Source organism: Methyloversatilis sp. NSM2, from assembly GCF_038066675.1.
Classification (GTDB): Bacteria; Pseudomonadota; Gammaproteobacteria; order Burkholderiales; family Rhodocyclaceae; genus Methyloversatilis; species Methyloversatilis discipulorum_A.
In genome coordinates this window covers 1-24,370 of sequence record NZ_JBBUKV010000016.1, presented here as the reverse complement: position 1 = coordinate 24,370, position 24,370 = coordinate 1, and the positions used below count along the sequence as shown (strand labels likewise).

At 67.3% G+C, this 24,370-nt stretch carries 21 protein-coding genes and 1 pseudogene; 7 read left to right on the top strand and 15 right to left on the bottom strand.

Features of this window, described 5'->3' with window-relative positions; translation table 11 throughout:
• Positions 1 to 2 precede the first annotated feature (2 nt).
• The 4 genes from WJU27_RS18590 to WJU27_RS18575 all read left to right on the top strand — a co-directional run bounded on the left by WJU27_RS18590 (position 3) and on the right by WJU27_RS18575 (position 4,896).
• On the top strand, positions 3 to 1,112 hold the full coding sequence (locus WJU27_RS18590; RefSeq protein WP_296813116.1) for a sensor histidine kinase: 1,110 nt from the start codon (positions 3 to 5) through the stop codon (positions 1,110 to 1,112).
• Complete coding sequence (locus tag WJU27_RS18585) at positions 1,103 to 2,209, top strand: HDOD domain-containing protein (protein ID WP_020166030.1); 1,107 nt, start codon at positions 1,103 to 1,105, stop codon at positions 2,207 to 2,209. Before WJU27_RS18590 ends, WJU27_RS18585 begins: the two co-directional genes overlap by 10 nt.
• The gene (locus tag WJU27_RS18580) at positions 2,202 to 3,329 is read left to right on the top strand and encodes a response regulator (protein ID WP_296813114.1); all 1,128 of its coding nucleotides are present in this window, start codon (positions 2,202 to 2,204) and stop codon (positions 3,327 to 3,329) included. Before WJU27_RS18585 ends, WJU27_RS18580 begins: the two co-directional genes overlap by 8 nt.
• 178 nt (positions 3,330 to 3,507) lie before the next feature.
• Complete coding sequence (locus WJU27_RS18575; RefSeq protein WP_341423049.1) at positions 3,508 to 4,896, top strand: alkaline phosphatase PhoX; 1,389 nt, start codon at positions 3,508 to 3,510, stop codon at positions 4,894 to 4,896.
• A 129-nt stretch (positions 4,897 to 5,025) separates the two neighbouring features.
• Here WJU27_RS18575 and recG read toward each other — a convergent pair whose 3' ends face one another.
• The 4 genes from recG to WJU27_RS18555 form a co-directional block, all read right to left on the bottom strand.
• Entirely contained in the window at positions 5,026 to 7,062 is a 2,037-nt protein-coding gene (recG, locus tag WJU27_RS18570) for an ATP-dependent DNA helicase RecG (RefSeq protein ID WP_341423048.1), read from the bottom strand.
• A 41-nt stretch (positions 7,063 to 7,103) separates the two neighbouring features.
• Positions 7,104 to 7,484, bottom strand: a complete 381-nt coding sequence (locus WJU27_RS18565; RefSeq protein WP_020166034.1) for a Rid family detoxifying hydrolase — start codon at positions 7,482 to 7,484, stop codon at positions 7,104 to 7,106.
• A 116-nt stretch (positions 7,485 to 7,600) separates the two neighbouring features.
• Positions 7,601 to 8,407: an SPOR domain-containing protein gene (locus tag WJU27_RS18560; protein ID WP_341423047.1), complete on the bottom strand. Its 807-nt coding sequence runs from the start codon at positions 8,405 to 8,407 to the stop codon at positions 7,601 to 7,603.
• Positions 8,404 to 8,862, bottom strand: a complete 459-nt coding sequence (locus WJU27_RS18555; protein ID WP_341423046.1) for a DUF2802 domain-containing protein — start codon at positions 8,860 to 8,862, stop codon at positions 8,404 to 8,406. Before WJU27_RS18555 ends, WJU27_RS18560 begins: the two co-directional genes overlap by 4 nt.
• 111 nt (positions 8,863 to 8,973) lie before the next feature.
• Between WJU27_RS18555 and WJU27_RS18550 the strand changes: the two genes are divergently transcribed.
• A complete protein-coding gene (locus WJU27_RS18550; protein ID WP_341423045.1) occupies positions 8,974 to 9,744 on the top strand; it encodes a YdcF family protein in 771 nt (256 codons plus the stop codon).
• A gap of 28 nt (positions 9,745 to 9,772) precedes the next feature.
• Here WJU27_RS18550 and WJU27_RS18545 read toward each other — a convergent pair whose 3' ends face one another.
• From WJU27_RS18545 to WJU27_RS18510, 8 genes are all read right to left on the bottom strand, one after another.
• On the bottom strand, positions 9,773 to 10,513 hold the full coding sequence (locus WJU27_RS18545) for an SDR family NAD(P)-dependent oxidoreductase (protein ID WP_341423044.1): 741 nt from the start codon (positions 10,511 to 10,513) through the stop codon (positions 9,773 to 9,775).
• Positions 10,514 to 10,532: 19 nt separating this feature from the next.
• On the bottom strand, positions 10,533 to 11,339 hold the full coding sequence (locus WJU27_RS18540) for a thiazole synthase (protein ID WP_020166039.1): 807 nt from the start codon (positions 11,337 to 11,339) through the stop codon (positions 10,533 to 10,535).
• A 3-nt stretch (positions 11,340 to 11,342) separates the two neighbouring features.
• On the bottom strand, positions 11,343 to 11,561 hold the full coding sequence (gene thiS, locus WJU27_RS18535; protein ID WP_019916557.1) for a sulfur carrier protein ThiS: 219 nt from the start codon (positions 11,559 to 11,561) through the stop codon (positions 11,343 to 11,345).
• On the bottom strand, positions 11,554 to 12,504 hold the full coding sequence (gene lipA, locus WJU27_RS18530) for a lipoyl synthase (RefSeq protein WP_020166040.1): 951 nt from the start codon (positions 12,502 to 12,504) through the stop codon (positions 11,554 to 11,556). The genes thiS and lipA overlap by 8 nt, the downstream gene beginning before the upstream one ends.
• Before the next feature lie 55 nt (positions 12,505 to 12,559).
• Positions 12,560 to 13,672, bottom strand: coding sequence for an acetoin dehydrogenase dihydrolipoyllysine-residue acetyltransferase subunit (locus WJU27_RS18525; protein WP_341423043.1), 1,113 nt, complete (start codon positions 13,670 to 13,672; stop codon positions 12,560 to 12,562).
• Complete coding sequence (locus tag WJU27_RS18520; protein ID WP_304000567.1) at positions 13,672 to 14,682, bottom strand: alpha-ketoacid dehydrogenase subunit beta; 1,011 nt, start codon at positions 14,680 to 14,682, stop codon at positions 13,672 to 13,674. The genes WJU27_RS18525 and WJU27_RS18520 overlap by 1 nt, the downstream gene beginning before the upstream one ends.
• Positions 14,683 to 14,714: 32 nt before the next feature.
• On the bottom strand, positions 14,715 to 15,689 hold the full coding sequence (locus tag WJU27_RS18515; RefSeq protein WP_304000568.1) for a thiamine pyrophosphate-dependent dehydrogenase E1 component subunit alpha: 975 nt from the start codon (positions 15,687 to 15,689) through the stop codon (positions 14,715 to 14,717).
• A 139-nt stretch (positions 15,690 to 15,828) separates the two neighbouring features.
• Positions 15,829 to 16,908, bottom strand: a complete 1,080-nt coding sequence (locus tag WJU27_RS18510) for an ATP-NAD kinase family protein (protein ID WP_341423042.1) — start codon at positions 16,906 to 16,908, stop codon at positions 15,829 to 15,831.
• Positions 16,909 to 17,206: 298 nt separating this feature from the next.
• Between WJU27_RS18510 and WJU27_RS18505 the strand changes: the two genes are divergently transcribed.
• Entirely contained in the window at positions 17,207 to 19,318 is a 2,112-nt protein-coding gene (locus tag WJU27_RS18505) for a sigma-54-dependent Fis family transcriptional regulator (protein WP_341423041.1), read from the top strand.
• A 390-nt stretch (positions 19,319 to 19,708) separates the two neighbouring features.
• Here the strand turns inward: WJU27_RS18505 and WJU27_RS18500 are convergent, their stop codons facing one another.
• The 3 genes from WJU27_RS18500 to WJU27_RS18490 all read right to left on the bottom strand — a co-directional run bounded on the left by WJU27_RS18500 (position 19,709) and on the right by WJU27_RS18490 (position 23,366).
• On the bottom strand, positions 19,709 to 20,131 hold the full coding sequence (locus WJU27_RS18500) for a c-type cytochrome (RefSeq protein ID WP_296813104.1): 423 nt from the start codon (positions 20,129 to 20,131) through the stop codon (positions 19,709 to 19,711).
• A 268-nt stretch (positions 20,132 to 20,399) separates the two neighbouring features.
• Positions 20,400 to 22,091, bottom strand: coding sequence for a pyrroloquinoline quinone-dependent dehydrogenase (locus WJU27_RS18495; RefSeq protein ID WP_341423040.1), 1,692 nt, complete (start codon positions 22,089 to 22,091; stop codon positions 20,400 to 20,402).
• 78 nt (positions 22,092 to 22,169) lie between these two features.
• Positions 22,170 to 23,366 (bottom strand): porin, encoded by a 1,197-nt coding sequence (locus WJU27_RS18490; protein WP_081629110.1) that lies wholly within the window; start codon positions 23,364 to 23,366, stop codon positions 22,170 to 22,172.
• 402 nt (positions 23,367 to 23,768) lie between these two features.
• Here WJU27_RS18490 and WJU27_RS18485 point away from each other — a divergent pair.
• Positions 23,769 to 24,370 (top strand): annotated as a pseudogene (locus WJU27_RS18485) (phosphomethylpyrimidine synthase ThiC); the annotation flags it as partial.

The following is a 24,370-nucleotide window of genomic DNA, read 5'->3' as shown; positions in this document are numbered from 1 at the left end:
ACATGCCCAGCCTGCCACAATCCGATATCGAGGCGCGCCTGAGCGAACTGGAGCACAAGCTGCTCGCGCGCGACAAGACGATAGACGCACTGAAGCGGCGCCTCGCCCAGCAGGACGAAGGCATGCGCAACTCGCCGTTCGCGCTGCTCGAACAGAACATCAGCCTGGCCAACGTGGTCGCCCGCAAGACCGGTGAACTTGAGCAGGAAAGACAGGCGCTGCAGAAAACGCTGGGCGAGCTGCGACAGACGCAGACGCAGCTCCTGCAGTCGCAGAAGATGGAATCGATCGGCCAGCTGGCCGCCGGCATCGCGCACGAGATCAACACCCCGACGCAGTACGTGGCCGACAACATGAGCTTCATCGACATGGCCACCACCTCGCTGCTGGCGCTGGCCGACCGCAGCGTCGCGGTCATCGCCGCCCTGCGTGCCGGCGACTCCGACCCCGCGCTGCTGACGGACTTCGACGCCACCCTTCGCCGCACCAAGCTCGACTACCTGCGCCGGCAGATCCCGGACGCGCTCGCCCAGTCGAAGGAGGGGCTGGAACACATCGCGCGCATCGTCAGCGCGATGAAGGCCTTCTCGCATCCGTCGGGCGTCGACAAGGTCGCGGTGGACATCCGCGAGGTCATCGCAACCACGGTCACCGTCGCCCGCAGCGAATGGAAGTATGTGGCCGAGATCGAGACGCAGGTCGATGACGACCTGCCGGACCTGCCTTGCCGACGTGACCTGATCGGTCAGGCGCTGCTGAACCTGGTCGTGAACGCCGCGCACGCCATTGCCGAAACGCTGTCCGAGGGCGTGCGCGACAAGGGACTGATCCGGATCACGGCGACACGCTTCGGCGACCGGCACATCGACCTCAGTGTCGCCGACGACGGCCCCGGCATCCCGCCGGACATACGCGAACGCATCTTCGAACCCTTCTTCACGACCAAGCCGGTCGGCAAGGGCACCGGACAGGGTCTGGCCATGGTCTACACCACTGTGGTCGACCAGCACGGCGGCGAAATCCTGTGCGAATCGGACGTCGGTCGTGGCACCCGCTTCACGATGCGCTTGCCGCTGTGCATCGACAACGACGAGGCAGCGTCATGCAGGTAGTGTTCGTAGACGACGAAAGCCGCGTGCTGGCCGGCATCGAGCGCACGCTGGTGATGCGCGAAACCGACTGGGCGTGCCGCTTCTTCACCAGCGGCCAGGCGGCGCTCGACGCGCTGGAAACCGAGCCGGCCGACGTCGTCGTGTCCGACATGCGCATGCCCTTCATGGACGGCGCCGCACTGCTCGGCGCCGTGCGCGACCGCTGGCCGGGCACGCTGCGCATCATCCTGTCCGGCCAGTGCGACACCGCGTCGACGCTGCGCATGCTCGACGTCGCCCACCAGTTCGTATCCAAGCCCTGCGACAACGCGGTGCTGCTGGCCGCGGTAGAGGCGGCGCTGGCGCTGCGCGCGATGTTCCGCGACGCCTCGGTGATCGACGTGATCGGTCGCGTGAACCGGTTGCCCAGCGCGCCGCGCATCTTTGCCGAGCTGACCCGGCTGCTTGCCGATCCGGCCAGCGACAGCCGTCACGTCGCCCGCCTGCTGAGCAGCGACCCCGCCCTCAGCGCGCGCATCATGCAACTGGCCGGTTCCGCCTACTTCACGCTGGGCGCGCGCATCACCAGCATCAACGACGCCATCACCCGTCTCGGCATCGATCAGGTGCGGCTGCTCGTGCTCGCCTCGCAGGTGTTCGCCGACGCCGCGACCGATCCTTTCGTCGATCACCTGCAGCGACGCGCGCTGCAGGCGTCCTGCCTGGCCGACCGCATCACCGCCGGCCGCCGCGGCGGCGTCGCCGCCACGGCCGCGCTGCTGGCGCGCATCGGCCTGCTGGTGGAGCCGCTGCGCAGCGAAACGATGCAGGACGCCACCACCGTCTGCGACACACCGCTGCACGCCGCGGTCGGCGCCTATCTGCTGGGCCTGTGGGGCCTGCCGATGGACATCGTCGACGCCGTCGCGCGGCACACCCACCCGGATCGCGCAGCCGCCACCGGCTTCGGTCTGGCCGGCACCGTGCACGTCGCGGTCGCACTGGCCAACGGCCAGACGCCGGACCTCGCCTATCTCGAACGCGCCGGCGTGATCGATCAGTGGCCGCAGTGGCAGGCCTATAACGCAGCACTCACCACGGACCATGACGATGACTGAAGACACCCTGCCACGCGTGCTCTGCGTCGATGACGAACCGAACCTGCTGGCCGCGATGGAACGGACGCTGCACAGCCGATTCGACGTGGTAACCGCCAATGGCGGCACTGCCGGGCTCGACGCCATCCAACTCGGCGAGCCCTTCGCCGTCATCGTGTCGGACATGCGCATGCCGGGCATGGATGGCGCCACCTTCCTCGCACAAGCGCGCGAACAGGCGCCCGATGCCGTGCGCATCCTGCTCACCGGTCAGGCCGACGTCGAGTCGTCGATCGCCGCCATCAATCGCGGCGCCATCTTCCGCTACCTGTGCAAGCCCTGCCCGTCCGACGTGCTGATCGCTGCGCTGGACGACGCCGTGCGTCACTACAACCGCATGCGGGCCGAGCGCGAACTGCTCGAAACCACGCTCACCGCGGCGGTGAATACGCTGACTGAAGTGCTCGCCATGGTGGCGCCCTGGGCCTTCCAGCGCGCCACCTTCGCGCACTCGGCAGTGCAGCACGCGCTGTCGCGGCTGGACTGGTCGGACGGCTGGATTTACAGCATCGCCGCTGCGCTGAGCCAGCTCGGCTGCGTCGGCATACCGCCCGAACTGATGCAGGCCGATGCCGCGCAACGTCATCTCGGCCCCGACGAAAAGAAGCTGCTGCGCGAACACCCCGAGGTGGCGAGCCGGCTCGTGGCCGCCATTCCGCGGCTGGACCTGGCCGCCGAGATCATCCGCTACCAGTCGGACAACCCGCCGCCCGATGCGCCGCTCGAAGTGATCCGCGGGGCGCCGCTGCTGCGCGCGGCGCTCGAACTTGAGCGCGACTGGTCGCGTACCAAAGCGGCGCGCAGCCCGCGCGAAGTGCTGCGCACCGTGCAGCCGCCGGTGCCCGACTACATCGTCAGGGCACTGGCCGACTTCCGCAGCGAGGTGAACCACCACCGCGCGGCGCGCGTGCGCGACCTGGTGCCGGGCTGGGTGGTGGACGAAGACGTACGCTGCACGAACGGCATGATGGTGCTGTCGCGCGGCCACGAACTGACCGATACCGCGATCGCCGCGCTCAGTCGCCTGCTTGCCGCCCAGGCCATACGCGAACCGATACGTGTGCGCAGCCGCGCCGACTGAAGCGCCGGCCGACCTGCATCACGGATCGCCGGCCAGCGCATTAAGAACGGTTAACAAATCATGCGCCGTTCGGCGCAGCGCGCCGGCCGATCTGCATCACGGGATTTGAACGCGCGCTGGCTACCCTGAACCTCACCTTGTCTTCTGCAAGGCGTTCATTCAATCAGGGAGTCCGACAATGCAGCCCCGCAAGCTCGCCATAGCCGCCGCCATTGGCCTGATGGGCGTTTCCGCCCAGCAGGCTTCTGCGGCCGACAACACCTACTTCGACAACTTCACCGCCCTGCCCGGCAACGTCGCCGCCGGCTCGCTGCCGGAAAGCGCGCCGCTGCAGCTGTCCTCGCCGTTGTTCTCGCAGAAGGTACTGGCCGACCGCGTCACGCAGCTCGCCAACGGCCAGTCGAACAGCGGCAACTGGGACATGATCACCGCCAACGAGAACGGCGCCGATGCCGGTCGCTACCTGTTCATGCCGTTCGAAACCGGCGCCGGTGGCGTGCAACGCACCGACCTGTGGACCGGCATCACCAAGACCATCGTGCAGTCCGGCACCCAGGGCTTCGTGGCTGGCGATTTCTCGCGCTGGACGCCGTGGGGCACCTACCTGACCGCCGAAGAGTCGTGGGGCAGCGGCAGCCCCTACGGTCGTCTGTTCGAAGTGACCAATCCGCTGGCCGACACCTCCAGCGCCAGCTTCATCCACCGCAACGTGGTGCCGCGCGTGTCGCACGAAGGCGGTGCGTTCGACAAGAACAAGAGCTTCTACTTCATCGACGAATTCAACGGCGGCTCGATCTACAAGTACGTGTCGGCCGCACCGGGCGCGACCACCGGTGACAGCTACTTCGACAAGGGCCAGACCTTCGTGCTGAAGGCCAATGGCGGCAACAACGCCAACGCCGTCGGCGCCGCCAGCTGGGAAGCCATCACCACCGCGACCGGCACCCCGCTGGCCGGCACCGTGAACGCCATGGTGAACGTCGGTGGCGGCACCTTCTCGATGGATGGCCGTGCCGCAGCCGACATGGTCGGCGGCACCAACTACCAGCGCCCCGAGGACCTGGAGATGCAGGTGCTGGCCAATGGCGACGAAGTGCTCTACATCGCCACCACGACCACCCACGAGGTGTATTCGCTCAATCTGGCGACCAACGAAATGAAGCTGTTCGCCAGCCGGGCGACTTTCAGTTCAGTCACCGGTGCCGCCGTCGGCAGCGAATTCACCAACCCGGACAACATCGCAATCGATGCCAACGGCAACATCTACATCATCGAAGACCAGCCGGGCGGTCGTGCCGACATCTGGTTCGCACAGGATGCCGATCGCGACGGCGTCGCCGAATCGCTGAGCCGCTGGGCCTCGCTGTCGACCGAAGGTGCCGAACCGACGGGCCTGTACTTCGACAAGTTCAACCCCAACGTCGCCTATGTGAACATCCAGCATCCGAACAGCGGCAACGACACGCTGCTGCAGATCACCGCGGTGCCGGAACCGGAAAGCTACGCCATGTTCCTCGCCGGCCTCGGCCTGCTGGGCATGATCGCGCGCCGTCGCAGCCGCGTCTGAACGTCGCTGCCGGGATCGGTCGACACCCGATCCATGCGTCGCACGCGGATGAACGCGCTGTGAGGCAGGGACCGGACATTGACCGGGCCCCGCACGCGGGACATCGGGAGGGCTCAGGCCCTCCCTTTTTTACGCCTTCAGCAGATCCTCGCGCCCGGCCAGCCAGCGTTCCAGATGACGGTCGGCGGCCGCGACGTGATCGCGCAGCAGCGTGTCGGCCGCTTCGCGCGCCAGTTCGACCAGCGTCTCGTCGATCACCAGATCGGCAAAGCGCAGCAGCGGCTGGCCGGACTGGCGGCTGCCGATGAACTCACCGGGGCCGCGCAGCTTCAGGTCCTCGGCGGCGATCATGAAACCGTCGGTATAGGCGTGGATGACGCGCAGCCGCTCACGCGCGGTCTGCGACAGCGGCCCCTCGTACAGCAGCACGCAGGCCGATTCACGGCTGCCACGGCCGACCCGGCCGCGCAGCTGGTGCAGCTGCGACAGACCGAAGCGCTCGGCGTGCTCGATCACCATCAGGCTGGCATTGGGCACGTCGACACCGACCTCGATCACCGTGGTGGCGACCAGCAGATGCGTGTCGCCGGCGACGAAGCCCGCCATCACCGCCGCCTTCTCGTCCGGTTTCATGCGGCCATGCACCAACCCCACCTTCAGTTCCGGGCAGGCGGCCAGCAGTTGCGCGTGGGTGTCGATCGCGGTCTGCAGCTGCAGCGTTTCCGATTCCTCGATCAGCGGGCACACCCAGTAGGCCTGGGCGCCGGCGGCACAGGCGTCGCGCACGCGCTCGATCACCTGCTCGCGGCGGGCCGCCGAAATGAGCTTGGTCAGCACCGGCGTGCGGCCGGGCGGCAGTTCGTCGATCACCGACACGTCGAGGTCGGCGTAATAGCTCATCGCCAGCGTGCGCGGGATCGGTGTCGCGCTCATCATCAGCTGGTGCGGGCTCACGTCGCCCGCCTTGGCACGCAGCGCGAGCCGCTGGCGCACGCCGAAGCGGTGCTGTTCGTCGACCACCGCGACGCCCAGGCGCGCGAAATCGACCGCGTCCTCGATCAGCGCGTGCGTGCCGACCGCGATCGGCGCCGCGCCGCTGGCGATGGCCTCCTTCATCGCCCGCTTGTCGCGCGCCTTCAGGCTGCCGGACAGCCAGGCCACCTGTATGCCAAGCGGCGCCAGCCAGTCGGCCAGCTTGCGGAAGTGCTGCTCGGCGAGGATTTCGGTCGGCGCCATGAAGGCCGCCTGGTAGCCGGCCTCGACCGCACGCAGACAGGCCAGCGCCGCCACCACGGTCTTGCCGGAGCCGACGTCACCCTGCAGCAGCCGCTGCATCGGATACGGCTGCGACAGGTCGGCGGCGATCTCCGCCCAGGCGCGCGCCTGCGCGCCGGTCAGCGCGAACGGCAGCTGCTGCAGGAAGCGGTCTATCAGCGAACCGTCGGTCTGCGCGGGCTGCGGCAGCACCGGCGCGTCGCGGCTGCGCCGGGCGGCGTGCGCGCGCTTCAGGCTCAGTTGCTGCGCCAGCAGCTCGTCGAACTTGATGCGGCGCCAGGCCGGCGCCAGCCGCTCGTCGAGGTCGCGCAGCGATTCGCCCGGCCGTGGCCGGTGCAGTGCCTGCACCGCGGCGCCGAAAGGCACCAGCGCGTAGTGGCGGCGCAGCGCGTCGGGCAGGCTGTCGGCGAGATCGGTGCGCTCCAGCGCGTCGTCGATGGCGCGGCGCAGGCTGGCCTGCGACAGGCCCGCGGTGGCCGGATAGACCGGCGTCAGCCGGTCCGGCAGCGGTGTGTCGTCGCCGACGTTGCGCACCCGAGGGTGCAGCATTTCGGCGCCGAAGAAGCCGGGGTTGATGTCGCCGAACAGGCGCACCCGCTTGCCGGGTGCCAGCTGTTTCTGCTGCGACGGATAGAAGTTGAAGAAGCGCAGCGTGACGGTGCCGCTGTCGTCGGCGGCGGTCACCACCAACTGGCGGCGCGGCCGGAACTTCACTTCCGCCTGCGTCACCTCGACCTCGACCTGCACCGGCTGGCCGGCGCGCGCCAGCGCCACCGGCGTGATGCGCGTCTCGTCCTCGTAGCGCAGCGGGAAATGCAGGACGAGCGCGGCATCCGAGCCGAGGCCCATCTTGTCGAGCGCGGCCGAAAGCGCTTCGCTGCGGGTACTCATGCGGAGGGCAGGACGGCCGGGACAGGCCTGGCCAAGCAGTGTCAGTCGATCACCAGCACCGCATCGACCTCGACCAGCGCACCACGTGGCAGCGCCGCCACGCCGACCGCGGCACGCGCCGGGAAGGGCTGGTTGAAGTAGCGGGTCATCGCCTCATTCACCTTGGCGAAGTTGCCGAGGTCGGTCAGGAACACGTTCACCTTGACCGCGTTATCCAGCGTGGCGCCGGCCGCCGCGGCGACCGCCTTCAGGTTGTCGAACACGCGGGCGATCTGCGCGTCGATGCCGTCGGCCATGGTCATGGTGGCCGGATCGAGGCCGATCTGGCCCGACATGTAGACGGTGTTGCCCACCTTGACCGCCTGCGAATAGGTGCCGATCGCGGCGGGTGCGTCGGGGGTCGAAACAATGGTGCGCGACATGTGAAGTCTCCGGAAGCGTTGTGGGTGAATGCTGCGCGGCATACCGGCCGCGGAAGGCCAGTGTGCCGGACGTCGCCGGATTATCGCGGATTCGGTGGCGACGGGGGCGTCGGCACTCAGCGCGGCGCCGAGGCCGGCCGCAGCGCGGTCGGCGGCCCGCTGTCCATGCCGAGCGCGCGCAGGCGCTGCCGTGCCTGGTCGGCCTCGGCGCGCGACTTGAACGGCCCGATGTGCACGCGCGCCTCGATCTGCGACGGAATGCCGTTCAGCGCAAGCCGGGCGCGGATCTCTTCGGCGTTGGCGACGTTGCTGAACACGCCCACCTGCACGACATAACCGGAGCCGGCGACCGCCGGCGAACGGGCGATGGCCGGTGCCGGCTGCGGCGCGGCGTCGGCCGGCGCGGCGGCCGGCCTGGACGGCGCCGCGGCAGGGGGCGCTGCAGCGGAGGGCGCGGCACGGGGCGGCATCGGAGCACCCGGGCGCGCGGTCGATTCGGGCACCGCCGGTTCCGGCTGCGCAGCCGGCGCAGGCTGCGCATCGGTGGCGGCATCGGGCAGCGGCGGCGGCGGCGGCGCGTCCTGCATGGACGCCGTCGTCGCGTCGACCGCCGGCGTTTCCTCGGGCGGCAGCGTCGGCAGGGCGGTGGCCTCCTCGGCCGCCGGCGTCTCGGCGGGCGGCAGCGTCGGCAGGGCGGTGGCCTCCTCGGCCGCCGGCGTCTCGGCGGGCGGCGGCGTGACCGCGGCCACCGGTTCGTCGTCGGTCTCCGGGGCGCGGCGGCTGGCGTCGAACAGGGCCAGTCCGCCGATCAGCATCGCGATCAGGCCGCCGGCAACGATCACCCGGCGCAGCAGCGCACTGCGCTGTTCGGCCGCCTCCTGTTCGTCGTTGCCGCGCACGGTCACGCTGTCGGTCGCACTCATGTCCTGTCTCCCATGCCACGGCTCTGCGCCAGCGTACGTACCAGTTCGGCCTCGCCGACCGACATGTCGCACTGCTCCGCGATGTCCTCGGCACTGAGGCCGCGCGCCGCCAGTGACAGCGCCTCGCTGTACTGCGGCGCGACCGGCGGCAGCTGATTGACGGTTTCGAGCCGGCGGCTGACGCCGTCCAGCCTGTCCTCGATCAGGTCGAGCCGGGTTTCCAGCGCCTGCATCAGCGGCGCCAGCCGGGCATCGAGCAGCATGTCGAGTTCGGCCTGCAGGTCCACCGGTGGGGGTGGCACGGGAGCCTCGGGTACGGGCGGCGGTGCGGCTTCGGCGGTGCGGCGGGCGTTGAGCATGGACAGGCGCACCAGCGCATAGCCCATGTAGCCGGCAAGAATGACGAGCGCGACCAGCGCTGCTTCCTTCCAGCCGATTGCCGACAGATCGATCAAATCCCCGCTCCGTGTGGTCTGCGCGCGCGTCCGGCGCGTCGCTGCGTGCATGCAACGCCGCCGTGCGGCGTGTTGGCCCGGATAATAAGGCTTTTTCACTGGCACGCGCCCATGCCGAGTTCCTTGCTGTTCCTGCTGAAGAAGACCGTGGCGGTGTTGCTGCTGCCGCCGACCAGCCTGCTGCTGATGGCCGTGCTCGGCCTGCTGCTGATGCGCCGCCACCGCCGGGCCGGCATGACGCTGGCCGCCACCGGTGTACTGACGCTGTATGCGTTGTGCCTGCCGGCGCTGGCCGGATGGCTGGAGCGCAGCACCTATTACAGCGGCGCGGCACAGCCATTGACCGGAGCCGGCGCCATCGTCGTACTCGGTGCAGGCACCGCCGACAACCTGGTGGACTATGACGGACAGACGGTGAATGGCTGGGCGCTGGAGCGCGTGCGCGCCGGTGCGCGGCTGGCGAAGCGCACCGGCCTGCCGGTGCTGGTCAGCGGCGGCGTGGTGTGGGACGGACGCCCGGAAGGCGAACTGATGCGCGAAGCGATGAGCGACTTCGGCGTGGACGTGCGCTGGGTCGAATCGGCCTCGCGCGACACCGCCGACAACGCGCGGCTGTCGGCGCTGCTGCTGCGCGACGCCGGGATCACCCGCGTCGCACTGGTGACGCATGCGATGCACATGCGTCGTTCGATGGAGGAATTCCGTCGTGCCGGACTGGACCCGGTCGCTGCGCCAACGATGATCCGCCGCCCCGGCACATGGGAATTCAGCGACTTCATCCCATCGTCGCGCGCGCTGCAGCAGTCCGGCTGGGCACTGCACGAGTGGCTGGGCTGGCTGGCGCAGAAACTGCGCCCCCAGCCCCAAACACCTAGCCCCTAGCCCCTAGCCCCTAGCCCCCAGCTCCTAATTAGAGCTTCGTCCCGCCGCTGACGTCGATCACCTGACCGGTGGTCCATGCGCCATCCGGGCCGACCAGGAAGGACACGACGCCGGCCACGCGGTCGGGCGTGCCGACGCCGGCCAGTGCCTGCATCGACTGCACCGCCTCCGCGCCGCCATTCTCCAGCAGACCGGTGGTGAGCCGCGTCTCGATCACGCCGGGCGCCACCGCATTGACCGTGATGCCGCGCTCGCCGAGCGACGCCGCCAGTTGCAGCGTCAGCACATCGACGAAGCCCTTGGTCGCCGAGTAGGCCGGAATGCCAGGAAAGGCAGTGCGGGCGACGATGCTGGACAGGTTCACGATGCGACCGCCATCGCGCAGCTTGGGCAACAGGTATTTGGTGACGAAGAACAGCGAGCGCATGTTCACGTTCGACAGGCGGTCGTAACTGCCTTCGCTCATGTCCTCGATCGCCTCGAAGGGCGCGATGCCGGCGTTGTTCACCAGCACGTCGATATGCGGTTCGGTCAGCGTGTCCGCCAGATACTGCGGCCCGTCGGACATCGACAGATCGGCCTGCAGCAGCGTGGCGCTGCCGCCTGCGCGTTCGATCGCCGCGCACACGTCGCGCGCCTCTGCGGCACCGTGGGCGTAATGAACGACGACGTGAAAGCCGTCGCGTGCCAGCCGCTGCGCAATCGCCGCGCCGATGCCGCGCGAGGCGCCGGTGACCAGCGCGACACGGCGCTTCTTCGATGCAGACATGGTGATTCCTCCCTTATGTTTATTGGATGAGGCCGGTCTGCGGCGACGAGGCCGCGGCCCGGTAAGGCAGCTTTTCCATGCGGCCGGCGAGGAAGGCCTCACGGCCGGCGATGACGCCGTGGCGCATCGCCGCGGCCATGCGCACCGGGTCGCGCGCGTGCGCGATGGCGGTGTTCATCAGCACCCCGTCGCAGCCCAGTTCCATCGCCACCGCGGCGTCCGACGCGGTACCGATGCCGGCATCGACGATGACCGGCACCTTGGCGTCGTTGATGATGATTCCGATGTTCCACGGGTTCAGGATGCCCATGCCGGAGCCGATCAGGCTGGCCAGCGGCATGATGGCCACACAGCCCATGCTTTCCAGCACGCGCGCCTGTATCGGGTCGTCCGAGCAATAGACCATGACGCGGAAGCCGTCGCGGATCAGCGTTTCGGCGGCGCGCAGCGTTTCCGGCATGTTGGGGTACAGCGACTTCGGATCGCCCAGCACTTCGAGCTTGATCAGGTCGTGGCCGTCGAGCAGTTCGCGCGCCAGGCGCAGCGTGCGCACCGCGTCGTCGGCGGTGTAGCAGCCGGCCGAATTGGGCAGCAGCGTGTAGCGCCCGGTGGGCAGCACGTCGAGCAGGCCGGGTTCGCCGTTGTTGCGGTTCAGCGGCGTGCGCCGGATCGCCACGGTGACGATGTCGGCGCCGCTGGCGTCGAGCGCACGGGCGGTTTCGTCCAGCGTGCGGTACTTGCCAGTACCGACCAGCAGGCGCGACGCAAAGGGCTGGCCGCCGATCACGAGCGGATCGGTCAGCGGTGTAGCAGCGGGTGAATTCATGGTCTAGCCGCCTCCGACGGCGATGACGATTTCGACGCGGTCGCCCGGGCTCAGCGCCGCATGGTCGAACACGCTGCGCGGCACGATTTCGCCGTTGCGCTCGACCGCGATGCGCTTGCCGCGCAAGGCCATGCGGTCGAGCAGATCGCCCACCGTGCGCGCATCGTCGAGCGGCTCGTGCTGGCCGTTCACGATGACGGTGTGGGCGCTGGCGTCAGCCATGGTGCTCATGCGCGGCGTGCAGCACGTCGGCGCGGTAGGACGAGCGCACCAGCGGGCCGGCGGCGACTTCGCTGAAACCCAGTTCGAGCGCGATGGCACGCAGCGCATCGAAGCGCTCCGGCGTGATGTACTCGATCACCGGCAGATGGGCCGGCGACGGTCGCAGGTACTGGCCCAGCGTCAGCAGGTCGCAGCCGTGCGCGCGCAGGTCGCGCATCACCTCGACCACTTCCGCCTCGGTTTCGCCGAGCCCCAGCATCAGGCCGGTCTTGGTCGGCACGCCGGGGAAGCGCTGGCCGAAGTCGCGCAGCAGCCTGAGCGAACCTTCGTAGTTCGCGCCCGGCCTGACCTCGCGGTAGAGGCGGGGCACGGTTTCCATGTTGTGGTTGAACACGTCCGGCGGCGACACCGCCAGCGCGTCCAGTGCGGCCGCCTCGCGGCCGCGGAAATCGGGGGTGAGCACCTCGATCGTGATGTCGGGGCTCAATGCGCGGATGTCGGCCATGCACTGCGCGAAATGCGCCGCGCCGCCATCGCGCAGGTCGTCGCGGTCCACCGAGGTGATGACCACGTAGCGCAGCTTCATCGCCGCCACCGTGCGCGCCAGGCGCTGCGGTTCGTCGGCATCGGGCGGCAGCGGCCGGCCGTGCGACACGTCGCAGAAGGGGCAGCGGCGCGTGCAGATGGCGCCGAGAATCATGAAGGTCGCCGTGCCGCGGCCAAAGCACTCGCCGATGTTCGGGCAGGCCGCTTCCTCGCACACGGTGTGCAGCGCGTGTTCGCGCAGCACGCCCTGCAGCGCGCGCACCGCCGGCGTGTCCTGGTCGCGGCCGCGCAGCCAGGCGGGCTTGGTCGGCGAGGCGACATCCTCGCGCACCTTGACCGGAATGCGGGCGAGCTTGTCGCGTCCGCGCAGGCCTTCGCCTGCAACAGCTGTGCTCATGATGGAATCCGTAAAAATGGCCGCCGCAGGAGAGGCTGCGGCGGCCGGTGGTGCATCAGCCGATGAACTCGCCGATCAGCTTGTTCACTTCGCCTGCCGCTTCGAGCTGGACCATGTGGCCCTGGCCCGGCATCACCTTCACGGTCGCGCCCGGGATCGCCGTGGCGTGAGAGGACGGGATGACACGGTCGTTTTCGCCCCAGATCACCAGCGTCGGCTTGCCGGCCGCGGCCGAAGCAAGCTGCTCGGCCTGACGGCCGCCGGCGAACAGGCCGCCGGCCAGCGTGGCGAGCGCGCTGTCGACGCCTTCGAGGCGCTTGAACTTGAGCATGTCGTCGATCATCGAGCGGGTGACCAGCGACTCGTCGGAATACAGCTGCGCCAGCACCGGCTTCAGCGCGTTGCGCGAAGCGGCGGCGACGAAGCCGTCGATGTAGGCACCGTTGATCTCGTTGCCCAGACCGGCGCTGGCGATCAGCGACAGCGACTTCACCTTGTTCGGCGCGCGCTTGGCGATCGCCAGGCAGACGCCGCCGCCCATCGAGTGGCCGGCCAGGTGGGCGCACTCGAGACCGACTGCGTCCATGAAGCCGATGACGACTTCAGCCAGACCGTCGAGCGAGGCGATGCCGGTCACCTTGGTGGTGCTGCCGTGACCCGGCAGGTCGAGCGCATACACCGCACGCGACTCGGACAGCGGCGAGTGGTTGAACAGCCAGTTGTTCAGATCGCCACCGAAGCCGTGGACCAGCAGCAGCGGGTCCTTGCCGGCCACGTCCTCGCCCAGCTTGAGGTAGCGCACCTCGACATTGCCGACCTTGACCGTCTGCGTCTGCGGACCGGAGTCAGCGTCATCGGCGGACGGCGGCACGAACTCGGCCTGGAAGCGGGCGATCACCGCGTCGATGTCGGCATCGGACGCGCCCTTGTCGGCGACGATGCCGAGCAGCGCGCCGACCGGCAGCACTTCGTCCGGCTGGGCGACCTGACGGCGCAGCACGCCGGACACCGACGCCTCGACGGCGCCGGAAATCTTCTCGCTCTCGACCTCGATGATTTCCTCACCCGGGTCTATCGTGTCACCGACTTCCTTCAGCCACAGGTTGACCTTCCCCTCCTGCATGGAAAGGCCCCACTTGGGCATGGTGACGGTATGGATTGCGGACATCAGCGATACTCCTTGACCTTCATCACGGCTTCTTCGATGCGTGCCGGACTGGGGATGTAAAGATCTTCAAGCGAAGCGGCGAACGGCACCGGAACGTGCGGTGCAGTCACCATCTGGATCGGCGCCTTCAGTGCGCCGAAAGCTTCCTGTGCAACGAAGCTGGAAATGTCGGACGCCATGCTGCAGCGCGGGTTGGACTCATCGACGACGACCAGGCGGCCGGTGCGCTCGACGCTTTCCAGAATCGTGTCGGTGTCGAGCGGCGAGGTCGTGCGCGGATCGATGATTTCGCACTGGATGCCCTTCTTGCGCAGGTTGCCGGCGGCTTCCTTCGCGTAATGGACCATGCGGCCCATCGCGACGATGGTCACGTCATCGCCTTCCTGCACCACGGCGGCTTCGCCGAAGGGGACGATGTAGCTCTCGGCCGGCACGTCGCCTTCCATCGTGTAGAGCGCCTTGTGCTCCAGGAAGATGACCGGGTCGTTGTCGCGGATCGACTGGATCAGCAGACCCTTCGCGTCGTACGGGTTCGACGGGATGACCACCTTCAGGCCGGGGATGTGCGTGAACACGTTGTACAGGCACTGCGAGTGCTGGGCGGCGGCGCGGAAGCCGGCGCCATACATCGCGCGGATGACGACCGGGGTCTTGGCCTTGCCGCCGAACATGTACTTGAACTTGGCAGCCTGGTTGAAGATCTGGTCGAAGCAGACGCCCATGAAGTCGATGAACATCAGCTCGGCGACCGGACGCAGGCCGTTGCAGGCCGCACCGACGGCGGCGCCGACATAACCCGATTCCGAGATCGGGGTGTCGAGCACGCGGCCCGGATGCTTCGCGTACAGCCCCTTGGTCACGCCGAGCACGCCGCCCCAGGCGTCGTTCTCGCCGGGCGAGCCTTCGCCACCGGCGACGTCCTCACCCATGATGATGACGCTCGGGTCACGCGACATTTCCTGATCCAGCGCCTCGTTGATGGCCTGCTGGTAAGTAATCTTTCTTGCCATTCTGTTTTCTCCTGTCGGCGTATGGCGCGGGTTCAGTAAGAGATGTAGACGTCGGCCATCAGGGCCTCGGGCGGCGGCAGCGGATCCGACTTCGCCTTCACCACCGAGTCGTCGATCATCGTCTTCACTTCGCGGTCGATGGCTTCGATGTCAGCCATGGTCAGTTCGCCGCGCGAAGTCACGCGCTTGGCGAACTGCATCAGGCAGTCCTTGGTTTCGCGCAGCTTCTGCACTTCGCCCGGTGCGCGGTAGGTCTGCTGGTCGCCTTCGAAGTGGCCGTAGTAGCGCGACAGCTTCACTTCGAGCAGGGTCGGACCGCCGCCCTCGCGGGCACGCTTGATCGCCTCGCCGGCCGCTTCGTACACCGCGAAGAAATCGAAGCCGTCGACGATGACGCCCGGCATGCCGAAGGCACTGGCGCGGTCGGCGATGTTCTCGACAGCCACCGAGAAGGTGCTGGAGGTCGCTTCGGCGTAACCGTTGTTCTCGGCCACGAAGATGACCGGCAGCTTCCACACCGAAGCGAGGTTCATCGCTTCGAAAATGGTGCCCTGGTTGGATGCGCCGTCACCGAAGAAGCACACGCCGACGTTGTTCTCGCCGCGGATCTTGGACGCCAGTGCGGTACCGCAGATCAGCGGGCCACCGCCACCGACGATGCCGTTGGCGCCGAGCATGCCCACCTCGAGGTCGGCGATGTGCATCGAGCCGCCCTTGCCCTTGCATGTGCCGGTGGCCTTGCCCCAGATCTCGGCCATCATGCCGACGGGATCAACACCCTTGGCGATGCAGTGGCCGTGACCGCGGTGGGTCGAGGCGATGTAGTCGTTGCGGTTGAGGTGCATGCAGATGCCGGTCGCCGAAGCTTCCTCGCCTGCATACAGATGGACGAAACCGGGGATTTCGCCGGTGGCGAAATCGACGTGCACGCGCTCCTCGAAATCGCGGATGGTGCGCATGGTCCGGTAAGCCTGCAGAAGGGCTTCCCTGTTCAAAGGACTGGTCATGAGTGCTCCTCTTTGTTGTGGACAGAAATACCCGCGGTTCTCCGGCAGCTGCGGGCGGATGGCTGATCGAGCCTGGGGCGGAGTGCGGCGCCGTCGTTGGCGCCGGCTCCGTGGAGAGCGATGAAGGGGAGCGCGCGCGTCATGCGGCACCTCCCGCGTAGTGGCGCAGCAAGCGGTGCTGCGCGGCATGGGTGAGCGTGGCGGCGACGTCTATGGTCTGCGGGCCGTTCGGGTCAAGACTGATTTCGATGCGGCTGCCGGTGTGGAACTCGATCTCGCGCTCACCATCGAGCGCGATGGTTCCGCTGCGACCGGTCAGCACCACCGGTTCGTGCGGTGACAGATGCGTGTAGTCGCGCACGCCGACTTCGGCCACCAGGCCGGGCGCGATCGCCGCATGGACGCGGCGCGGCGTGTCGCCGGTCGGCGCGCAGCGCACATGCAGGCCATGTGCTGCTGCGCGCGTGACCGGTTCGAGTTGCCCGGCGATGGCCGACAGACCGATGCCGTCGGCGGCGGCGAAGGTGACGAACAGTTCCTCGACCAGCGCGCTGTCCCAGACGGCGCGCGAGCCGACGTACTCATGGCCGGTGAAACAGGCGTCGACCAGCGCGATGTCGTCGCGGTCGTCGCAGCGCACGCGCAGCACCTTGTTGCGACGCAGGCCGGCCGCTGCCGGCACCGCGCCGGTGGCGATCAGGCCAGCGGCCAGCCCGGCCACCGTGGCTTCGCGCATTTCCGGAAACGCGTTGTTGGTGCCGGTGGACAGCGCCAGCAGCGGCACCTGGCCGCAGCGCTTGGCCACCGCGCGGTGAGTGCCGTCGCCGCCGAGCACGATGATGGCGGACACACCCGCCGCGCACATCGCCTCGGTGGCATGCAGCGTGTCGTCGATCGATTCGGACACGGTCATGTCGAGGAAGCGCACGCGCTGCCCTTCGGTCGACCGGCCGTCGAGGCCGAGCGCGCGATACACCAGGCCGGAGATCGAGCCCTTGTCCGGCATGAGCAGCACGTGCTCGACACCGGCCGCTTCGAGGCCGGCGATGGCGCGCACGATCATGCTGGCCTTCTCGGCGTTCGGGAATACCGAGGCGCGTGAGGTCAGACGACGGATGTCCCTGCCCGATGCCGGGTTGGCAATGATGCCGACGCTGACCGGGGGGGAAGAACTGGGCGACACGACGATGCGACTCCTGAACGAGGTTTGAGCCCTCATTGCATCTGTCGTGCCAGCGCCCCGTCCATCGTCGGGCGCGTCCGCTCAAGCCGATGATTCGTAAGCAGTCTGCGGACGCCTTCGTCATACGCACCGCAATCAGCCGGACGAGACGCCCAGGCGTGAGACGCCGGACATCCGGCGCAGTGAGACAGCTGTCTCACGTTTTGGAGACATTCGTCGCGTTGCTTTCGGACGCCGCAGGGCCTAACCTCACGCAACAAAAAGGGAAACCATCCCGCACACGGCACACGCCGGTGACGGGGGTACCGAGAAGTCCACCTAGGAGGAGACGGACATGAGACAAGGACGAGAAATCGCCGATCATGTCGGACGCGTGATGAACATCGTCGAAGGACGAACGCGCCCGACTCAAACCGACCCGGCCTATGAGCGCCTTGCGCGCTCCTGGCGCAGGTCGCTCAACAAGCACTCGATCGATCCGGGTCTGTCCTCAGTTCCCAAGGTGGTCACCGCCTACGAGCTGCGCGAACACCGCGAGCGCATCGAAACCTTCATGCGCATCGCCCGTGAGGGCGTGGAGCGGCTGCACCACGAACTGCTGCCGGCCAACTACTGCGTGCTGCTGACCGACGCCACCGGCGTCACTGTCGATTACCGCACCGTGCCGGCGCTGGAGAAGGAGTTCAAGGACGAAGGCTTCCGCAACGGCACCTGCTGGGCGGAAGAACACGAGGGCACCTGCGGCGTCGGCACCACGCTGGCCGACCGTCAGCCCACGCTGGTCCACCGTGGTGAGCACTTCCGTTCGCACAACACGCAATTCACCTGCAGTTCGGCACCGATACTCGGGCTGCAGGACGAGCCGATCGCCGTGCTCGATGCCTCGGCGCTGTATTCGCCGGACGCCCGCGAAAGCCAGCTGCTGGTGTTCCGCATGGTGTGCGACAAGGCGCGCCTGATCGAGGACGCCTACGCGCACTACAGCCTGCGCACCTACTGGACACTGCAGCTCGGCCAGGTCGCCGAATTCATGCCGGTCGAGACCGACTACCTGATCGCCTTCGACGACGACGGCCGCATCGTCGGCGGCAACCGCCGCGCCCGCCAGGAGCTGATCAATCACAACGGTCGCCACGCCGAGTTCCTGCACGACCTGTTCGAGTGCACCGCCAGCGACATCATGGTGTCGGCGCACGCCAGCCCGGGCACGCCCTTCCCGCTGCGCATGATGGCCACCGGGCGGCGCCTGTTCGCCGTGCTGCGCGCGCCGAACGCGCGCTCCCTGGCCCAGGTCACGCAGGCCAAGCCGGTCATCACCGCCGACGACGTGACCGCACCGCGTGGCTTCCGTCACCTGGCGCTGGGCGATCCGCGGGTCAAGTCCAACGTGGCCTGCGCAGTGAAGGTGGCCAACCGCGACATCCCGGTCATGCTGCTGGGCGAGACCGGCACCGGCAAGGAAGCGTTCGCGCGCGCCATCCACGACTTCAGCGACCGCGCGAAGCAGCCCTTCGTGGCGCTGAACTGCGCAGCCATTCCGGAAAGCCTGATCGAGAGTGAACTGTTCGGCTACCGCGACGGCGCCTTCACCGGCGCCCGCAGCAAGGGCGCCAAGGGCAAGATCCTGCAGTCGGACGGAGGCACCCTCTTCCTCGACGAAATCGGCGACATGCCGCTGTCGCTGCAGAGCCGCCTGCTCCGCGTGCTGGCCGAAGGCGAAGTGGTGCCGCTGGGCGCCGAGCAGCCGACGCCGGTGAATCTGCACGTCGTCTGCGCCACCCACCAGGACCTGCCCGAGCTGGTGCGCCAGGGACGCTTCCGCGAAGATCTGTTCTACCGCCTCAACGGCGCCAGCTTCATGCTGCCGCCGCTGCGCAACCGCGAGGACAAGCGCGAGCTGATACAGCTGGTGCTGCGCGAGGAATGTGCGGCGATGGGCCGCGAGGAACTGCGCATAGCGGAAGAGACGATGTCGCGGCTGCTGAGCTACGACTGGCCGGGCAACATCCGCCAGCTGCGCCACGCCATCCGCTACGCCTGCGCGATCGCCGACGGCACTCAGGTCACGATCGAGCATTTCCCGCAGGAACTGCGCACCAACAACCACAGCCCGCGCGCCACGCTGCAGCCGCCACCGCAGCAGCAGATTCCGCAACCGGCGCAGCAGACGCCCACGGCCGCGTCCTCGCAGCCTGCCGCACCGCGCAGCGTCGGCGGTGCAGTACCCGATCCGTGCGAACTGCGCGACGGCGAGCCGCTGAACGAGGCCTGCCTGCAGCTGCGCCAGAAGATGCTCGACGCGCTGCGTCGCAACCACTGGCGGGTGACCGAAACGGCGCGCCAGCTGGGCATGTCGCGCGCCACCTTCTACCGCAAGATGGCACGGCTGCGCATCGTCGCACCGAACTATCTGGACGGTGAGGAGCGGATGATCGAGAACGGCTGAGTCCGCGGCACGGACGAGAAAAGGGGCGCATCAGGCGCCCCTTTTCTTTTGCATCTGGATGAGTGAGGCCTCACTGCTTCATGCGTCAGAGGACCGCTTCCGCATGACGTCCGAGTTGGCGCGCGTGCTCCAGTGGGAGCGGCCTTGGCCGCGACGCGGCGATTGCTGGCCGCCGGCTTCGGCATTGGCCGCAGTCGGGGTCAGAAGACCCCTCCCACAGAATCCCGACCTGGGCCTCGGTCACGGATCAGAGGCGACCCCTGTGGGAGCGGCCTTGGCCGCGACGCGGCGCTTGCGGGCCGCAGTCCTGGATGCCGCGCGCTGTCGGAAAACCGTCCGCAGATTCGGCGACCGCTTCCACAGGCTCTCGCGTTCCGTGAACGCCGGCGATCACTGCGTGCCGAGGAACTTGATGTAGGCAACCAGTTCCCAGATCTGGTCCGGCGAGAAGGCCTGGCCCCAGGGCGGCATGATGTCGGAGCCGCGACGACCATGGAAAATCGTCTTGAAGGCCTCGGCGTCCGGCAGATCCTTGCGGCCCTTGAAGTCGGGAGCGCGCCCGCCGACGCCTTCGGAGCCGTGGCAATAGCCGGCACAGGTCTTGTTGAAACGCTTCTTGCCGGCGGCGATGCGCTCGGGGTCGGTCAGTTCGAACGACGGTTGCGGCAGCGCTTCGGCGGCAGCTTCGGCATTGGCGAGCACCGGCGCGCTGAGGGTCTGCAGCACGAGTGCGCTGCCCGCAAAAACGACCGTCCGAAGACCGGCGGAGATGGAGAAGGCACGGGTCGTGCCGCTGAGCTTGCGTGTAGTCATGGTTCTGCTTTCCTGCCCGGTTGAAACAATGGTTCTGATTTTCATGCGCACATTGAACCCACCCGTCCCGAGACCGGGATGCGCCATCCGCTCGAACCTGTCTGCAGGCTCAACGCGCGGGACGACGGGAGGGTTGAATCTGGGTATGCGACGAGGGAGTCTGCACAAAAAAAGACAGGCGGTCACTCCCGTTACCGCCCGTAAATGAGGAGACTTACAACACCCCGCCGTGTGTCCGCACGACGGGGTGGGTGACGCACTTACTTCCTTACTCCAGCGTGAAGGCCACCATCGCCGCGCCGCCCGGCAGATCCTTGATCTGCGGGAAGGCACCGGCCAGGAAGCCCGGGGCATGCGAACCGAGACCGGTCGGGAAGACGATGTACTGCTTGCCCTTGACCGAGTAGCTGACCGGGCCGCCACGCAGGCCGGAGCCGGCGTTGAAGGTCCACAGTTCCTTGCCGGTGTCGGCGTCGTAGCCGTAGATCTTGCCTTCCATGTCGCCGGTGAATACCAGGCCACCGGCGGTGGTCAGCACCGACGACAGCGGCGGCAGGTCGTACTTGATCGACCACTTGCGCTTGCCGGTGATCGGGTCACGCGCATCCAGACGGCCGTGCGGCTTGCTGTTCGGCGGCGACACCAGCTTGATCGATTCGATACCCAGCGACAGCGAGGACACGGCCTTCAGGTTGTCCGGATCGTCCTTGCCGGCGACCACTTCGTTGCACACTTCCATCGCGTGCGAGTACCACAGGCCGGTGCCCGGGTTGTAGGCACCGTGGTTCCAGCTGCGCGCGCCGAGCAGATTCGGGCAGAAGGTCTTCACCTTGTCGACTTCCGGGTAGATCGGATCGATCAGTGCGCCGGTCTTCGGGTCGATGCCCTTGACCCAGTTCACGTTCTCGGCGAACTGCCACACGTTCTCGAGCTTGCCGTCCTTCTTGTCCATCACGAACACGAAGCCGCCCTTGTTCAGGTGCACGATGACGTCCTTGCCGTCCTTCTGCACCACCAGCGCCTCGTAGGCCGAGTCGTAATCCCACGAATCGTTCGGCACTTCCTGACGGTGCCACTTCACCTTGCCGGTCTTCGGATCGAGCGCGAGCAGCGTGGCGGTGTAGAGGTTGTCGCCCTTGCGATCGTAGTTGTAGTAGTCGGGTGCGGCGTTCGACGTACCGATGTAGATGGTGTCGGTCTTGGCGTCGTAGGTGCCCGGCATCCAGGCGCTGCCGCCGCCGACCTTGCCGCTTTCACCCGGCCAGCTCTTCGGATCGTTCTTGATCACGTCGAAGGTCCACACCGGCTTGCCGGTGTCGGCGTTCACCGCGTAGATCTTGCCCGAGATCGGCTGGTCGCCGCCGGTGGTGCCGCCGAACAGCACGTTGCCGGCCAGCTGCGGCGGCGCCGAGAACAGTGCGCCGTACTGGTTCTTCGGATCGGTGAGCTGGGTCGACCACACTTCCTTGCCCGTCTTCTGGTCGAGCGCGATGAAGCGGCCGTCCAGCGTGCCGACGTACACCTTGCCGCGGCCCACGGTCACGCCGCGGCTGGCCGCACCGTAGAACACCTGGTCGACGATCTTGTCGAGCTTGGGTGCGTATTGCCAGATGGTCTTGCCGGTGGCCGCGTCGATGGCCCACACGTTGTTGTTGGCCGAGATCGAGTACATCACGCCGTCGATCACGATGGGCGTGGCCTGCAGACCGTGCGTGATGGTGCCCGGCTGGTGGATCCACGCCACCTTGAGCTTCTTCACGTTGTCACGGTTGATCTGGTTCAGCGGGCTGAAGCGCCAGGCGTTGCTGGTGCGGTGGTATTGCGGCCAGTTGTTCGGATCTTCGAAGCCGGGGCCGCTCTGCGCAACGGCCGGGCTCACTGCAAACACCGACAGCATCGACGCAGCGGCTACGGCGGCGGCGGATGCGGTCAGGCGGAACTGCTTGCGAATCGAATTCATCGATCAGGTCTCCTTGGTTTTTAGAATGCGGCGGCGGGTTTCCACACCCTGCCGCCGTTTGCTGCAGACGCGAGCGCCTTAGAACATGAAGTTCAGACCGACGTTGAGCAGCGTGCTCTTCTCACCCGCCGTCACGCCCGCTGCGACGATGCTGGTGCGCAGCGTTGCGCCCGGGTCGGCATCGGCGAAGGCGGCCTGAATGTAAAGCGTGGTGTCGGGGCGCCACTGGTAGTCATTGCTGATCACGATGAACTTGGTTTCATCGCTCTTGTTGGCGTCGTCCTTGTTCAGATAGAAGGCGAGCGTAGCCGAGTTCTTGGCGCTCCACTTCCAGTCCAGACCGGTACCGAAGCCATTGACGTCGAACAGCTGGTTGCCCGCCGTGTTGTCGTTCTTGGCGTTCATCCAGTTGTTCTTCCAGGTGAAGTCGCCGAACGGAATGGCGAAGCCGAGCGAGGTGTGATCGACCACCTTCTTGCCGGACTGCTCGTCGTGGAAGGCCTGGTAGGAACCGGACAGCGTGATCGGACCGTTGTAGGTCAGACCCAGCGCGTAGGCGCTATTGTCCTTGAAGTCGCCGGCCTGACCGCCGAAGGAATACAGCACACCCATGGTGACCGGACCCCAGGTGTTGCGGTACTGCACGGCGTTGTTCATGAAGATGCCGACGTCGTTGTTCGTGTTGCGACCGCTGCCGTTGTTCGGGTTGAAGGTCGTGAACAGCTGACCGTAGGCCCAGGCGTACAGGTTGGAGAACTGTTCCTTGAACGCGCGCGGTTCGGTACCGATGTGGGCCAGCAGCGCCGGGCCGTACTGACGGCCGAGGGTCAGGCTACCCCAGTCACCGCGCACACCCAGGTTGGCCTGACGACGGAACAGCGGGGTGTTGATGCCGCCGGGGCCGGTGCCCGATGCGTCGCCGGTGCCGTGCAGGAAACCGTTGTTGGTGTCGAAGTGCGATTCGAGGTTGAAGAAGGCGGTCAGGTTCACGTCGAGCTCGCGCTCACCCTTGAAGCCGATGACCGTTTGACGCAGACCGCTGGTTTCCATCGACGTCTTGCTGTCACCGGTCGCGTTCGCATCGCTGTTATAGAGCATGCCGACGTCGATGATGCCGAACATCGACAGTTTGGTACCACCGAATTCGCCAATGACGATGTCGGCCATCGCCGGCGTCGACATCACACAGAGTGCAGCCACGGCGGCAGCGCCAGCCGTGAGCTTGCGGGTTTGGGTAAAGGTGCTGTTCAGCGACTTGCGTCCAGTTCTTGTCATGTTCCCCTCCTAGGTGATGCTGTTGATTGGTCCTGGTTGAATGCGGCGCCTGCATGTTCGGGTCACCGTCGGAGGGCTTAAGGCAGCATTCATGCCACTGAAGCAATTGCCCGCAAACCCGCATGGACACTGGTGGTATGCCTACGAGATCGCGGAGGGCTGCGACAGCTGTACGGGTGAGACGCCTGAAAGCTGCGACAGCTGTCTCGACATCGAAGGGGGCGGTGGTGAGATAGTTGAGACAGCCGGCGCACGCGCCGCAGGCTGGGGCTTACGGGCACGACGGTCGGGCCACGTCGCGTGGCCTGGAACTTGCGTTGTCGTACCGACGAGGTGCGGTAGACGCACCCCTCGCATACCTAGTCGAAGAAAAACCGGACTGCAGCAAGAACAGGAGTTTCAATGAACGCCAAAGACACCTTCCTCGCCGACCAGGCGCACGTCGACGAAGCGGCGATCGCGCCGCTGCCCAATTCGCGCAAGATCCACATCGAAGGCTCCCGCCCGGACATCCGCGTGCCGATGCGCGAGATCTCGCAGGCCGATACGCCCACCGGCTTCGGTGGCGAGAAGAACCCGCCGGTCTTCGTCTACGACTGCTCGGGCCCCTACACCGACCCCAAGGCCTCGATCGACATCCGCCGTGGCCTGCCCGCGCTGCGCGCCCGCTGGATCGAAGAACGCGGCGACACCGAGCAGCTCACCGACCTCTCTTCCGAGTTCGGCCGCATCCGTGCCGCCGATGCCGCGCTCGACGACCTGCGCTTCCCCGGCCTGCACCGCCACCCGCGCCGCGCCAAGGCCGGCCGCAACGTGACCCAGATGCACTACGCCCGTCAGGGCATCATCACGCCGGAGATGGAGTTCATCGCCATTCGCGAGAACATGAACCGCGCCGCCTACGTCGAGAGTCTGCGCGCGACCGGTCCGACCGGCGAGAAGATGGCCAAGCTGCTCACCCGCCAGCACCCGGGCCAGAGCTTCGGCGCGTCGATCCCCGCGGA

Coding starts and splice junctions, on each gene's coding strand:
- WJU27_RS18590 (WP_296813116.1), top strand. CDS start 3: ATGCCCAGCCTGCCACAATCCGATATCGAGGCGCGCCTGAGCGAACTG.
- WJU27_RS18585 (WP_020166030.1), top strand. CDS start 1,103: ATGCAGGTAGTGTTCGTAGACGACGAAAGCCGCGTGCTGGCCGGCATC.
- WJU27_RS18580 (WP_296813114.1), top strand. CDS start 2,202: ATGACTGAAGACACCCTGCCACGCGTGCTCTGCGTCGATGACGAACCG.
- WJU27_RS18575 (WP_341423049.1), top strand. CDS start 3,508: ATGCAGCCCCGCAAGCTCGCCATAGCCGCCGCCATTGGCCTGATGGGC.
- recG (WP_341423048.1), bottom strand. CDS start 7,062: ATGAGTACCCGCAGCGAAGCGCTTTCGGCCGCGCTCGACAAGATGGGC.
- WJU27_RS18565 (WP_020166034.1), bottom strand. CDS start 7,484: ATGTCGCGCACCATTGTTTCGACCCCCGACGCACCCGCCGCGATCGGC.
- WJU27_RS18560 (WP_341423047.1), bottom strand. CDS start 8,407: ATGAGTGCGACCGACAGCGTGACCGTGCGCGGCAACGACGAACAGGAG.
- WJU27_RS18550 (WP_341423045.1), top strand. CDS start 8,974: ATGCCGAGTTCCTTGCTGTTCCTGCTGAAGAAGACCGTGGCGGTGTTG.
- WJU27_RS18545 (WP_341423044.1), bottom strand. CDS start 10,513: ATGTCTGCATCGAAGAAGCGCCGTGTCGCGCTGGTCACCGGCGCCTCG.
- WJU27_RS18540 (WP_020166039.1), bottom strand. CDS start 11,339: ATGAATTCACCCGCTGCTACACCGCTGACCGATCCGCTCGTGATCGGC.
- thiS (WP_019916557.1), bottom strand. CDS start 11,561: ATGGCTGACGCCAGCGCCCACACCGTCATCGTGAACGGCCAGCACGAG.
- lipA (WP_020166040.1), bottom strand. CDS start 12,504: ATGAGCACAGCTGTTGCAGGCGAAGGCCTGCGCGGACGCGACAAGCTC.
- WJU27_RS18525 (WP_341423043.1), bottom strand. CDS start 13,672: ATGTCCGCAATCCATACCGTCACCATGCCCAAGTGGGGCCTTTCCATG.
- WJU27_RS18520 (WP_304000567.1), bottom strand. CDS start 14,682: ATGGCAAGAAAGATTACTTACCAGCAGGCCATCAACGAGGCGCTGGAT.
- WJU27_RS18515 (WP_304000568.1), bottom strand. CDS start 15,689: ATGACCAGTCCTTTGAACAGGGAAGCCCTTCTGCAGGCTTACCGGACC.
- WJU27_RS18510 (WP_341423042.1), bottom strand. CDS start 16,908: ATGAGGGCTCAAACCTCGTTCAGGAGTCGCATCGTCGTGTCGCCCAGT.
- WJU27_RS18505 (WP_341423041.1), top strand. CDS start 17,207: ATGAGACAAGGACGAGAAATCGCCGATCATGTCGGACGCGTGATGAAC.
- WJU27_RS18500 (WP_296813104.1), bottom strand. CDS start 20,131: ATGACTACACGCAAGCTCAGCGGCACGACCCGTGCCTTCTCCATCTCC.
- WJU27_RS18495 (WP_341423040.1), bottom strand. CDS start 22,091: ATGAATTCGATTCGCAAGCAGTTCCGCCTGACCGCATCCGCCGCCGCC.
- WJU27_RS18490 (WP_081629110.1), bottom strand. CDS start 23,366: ATGACAAGAACTGGACGCAAGTCGCTGAACAGCACCTTTACCCAAACC.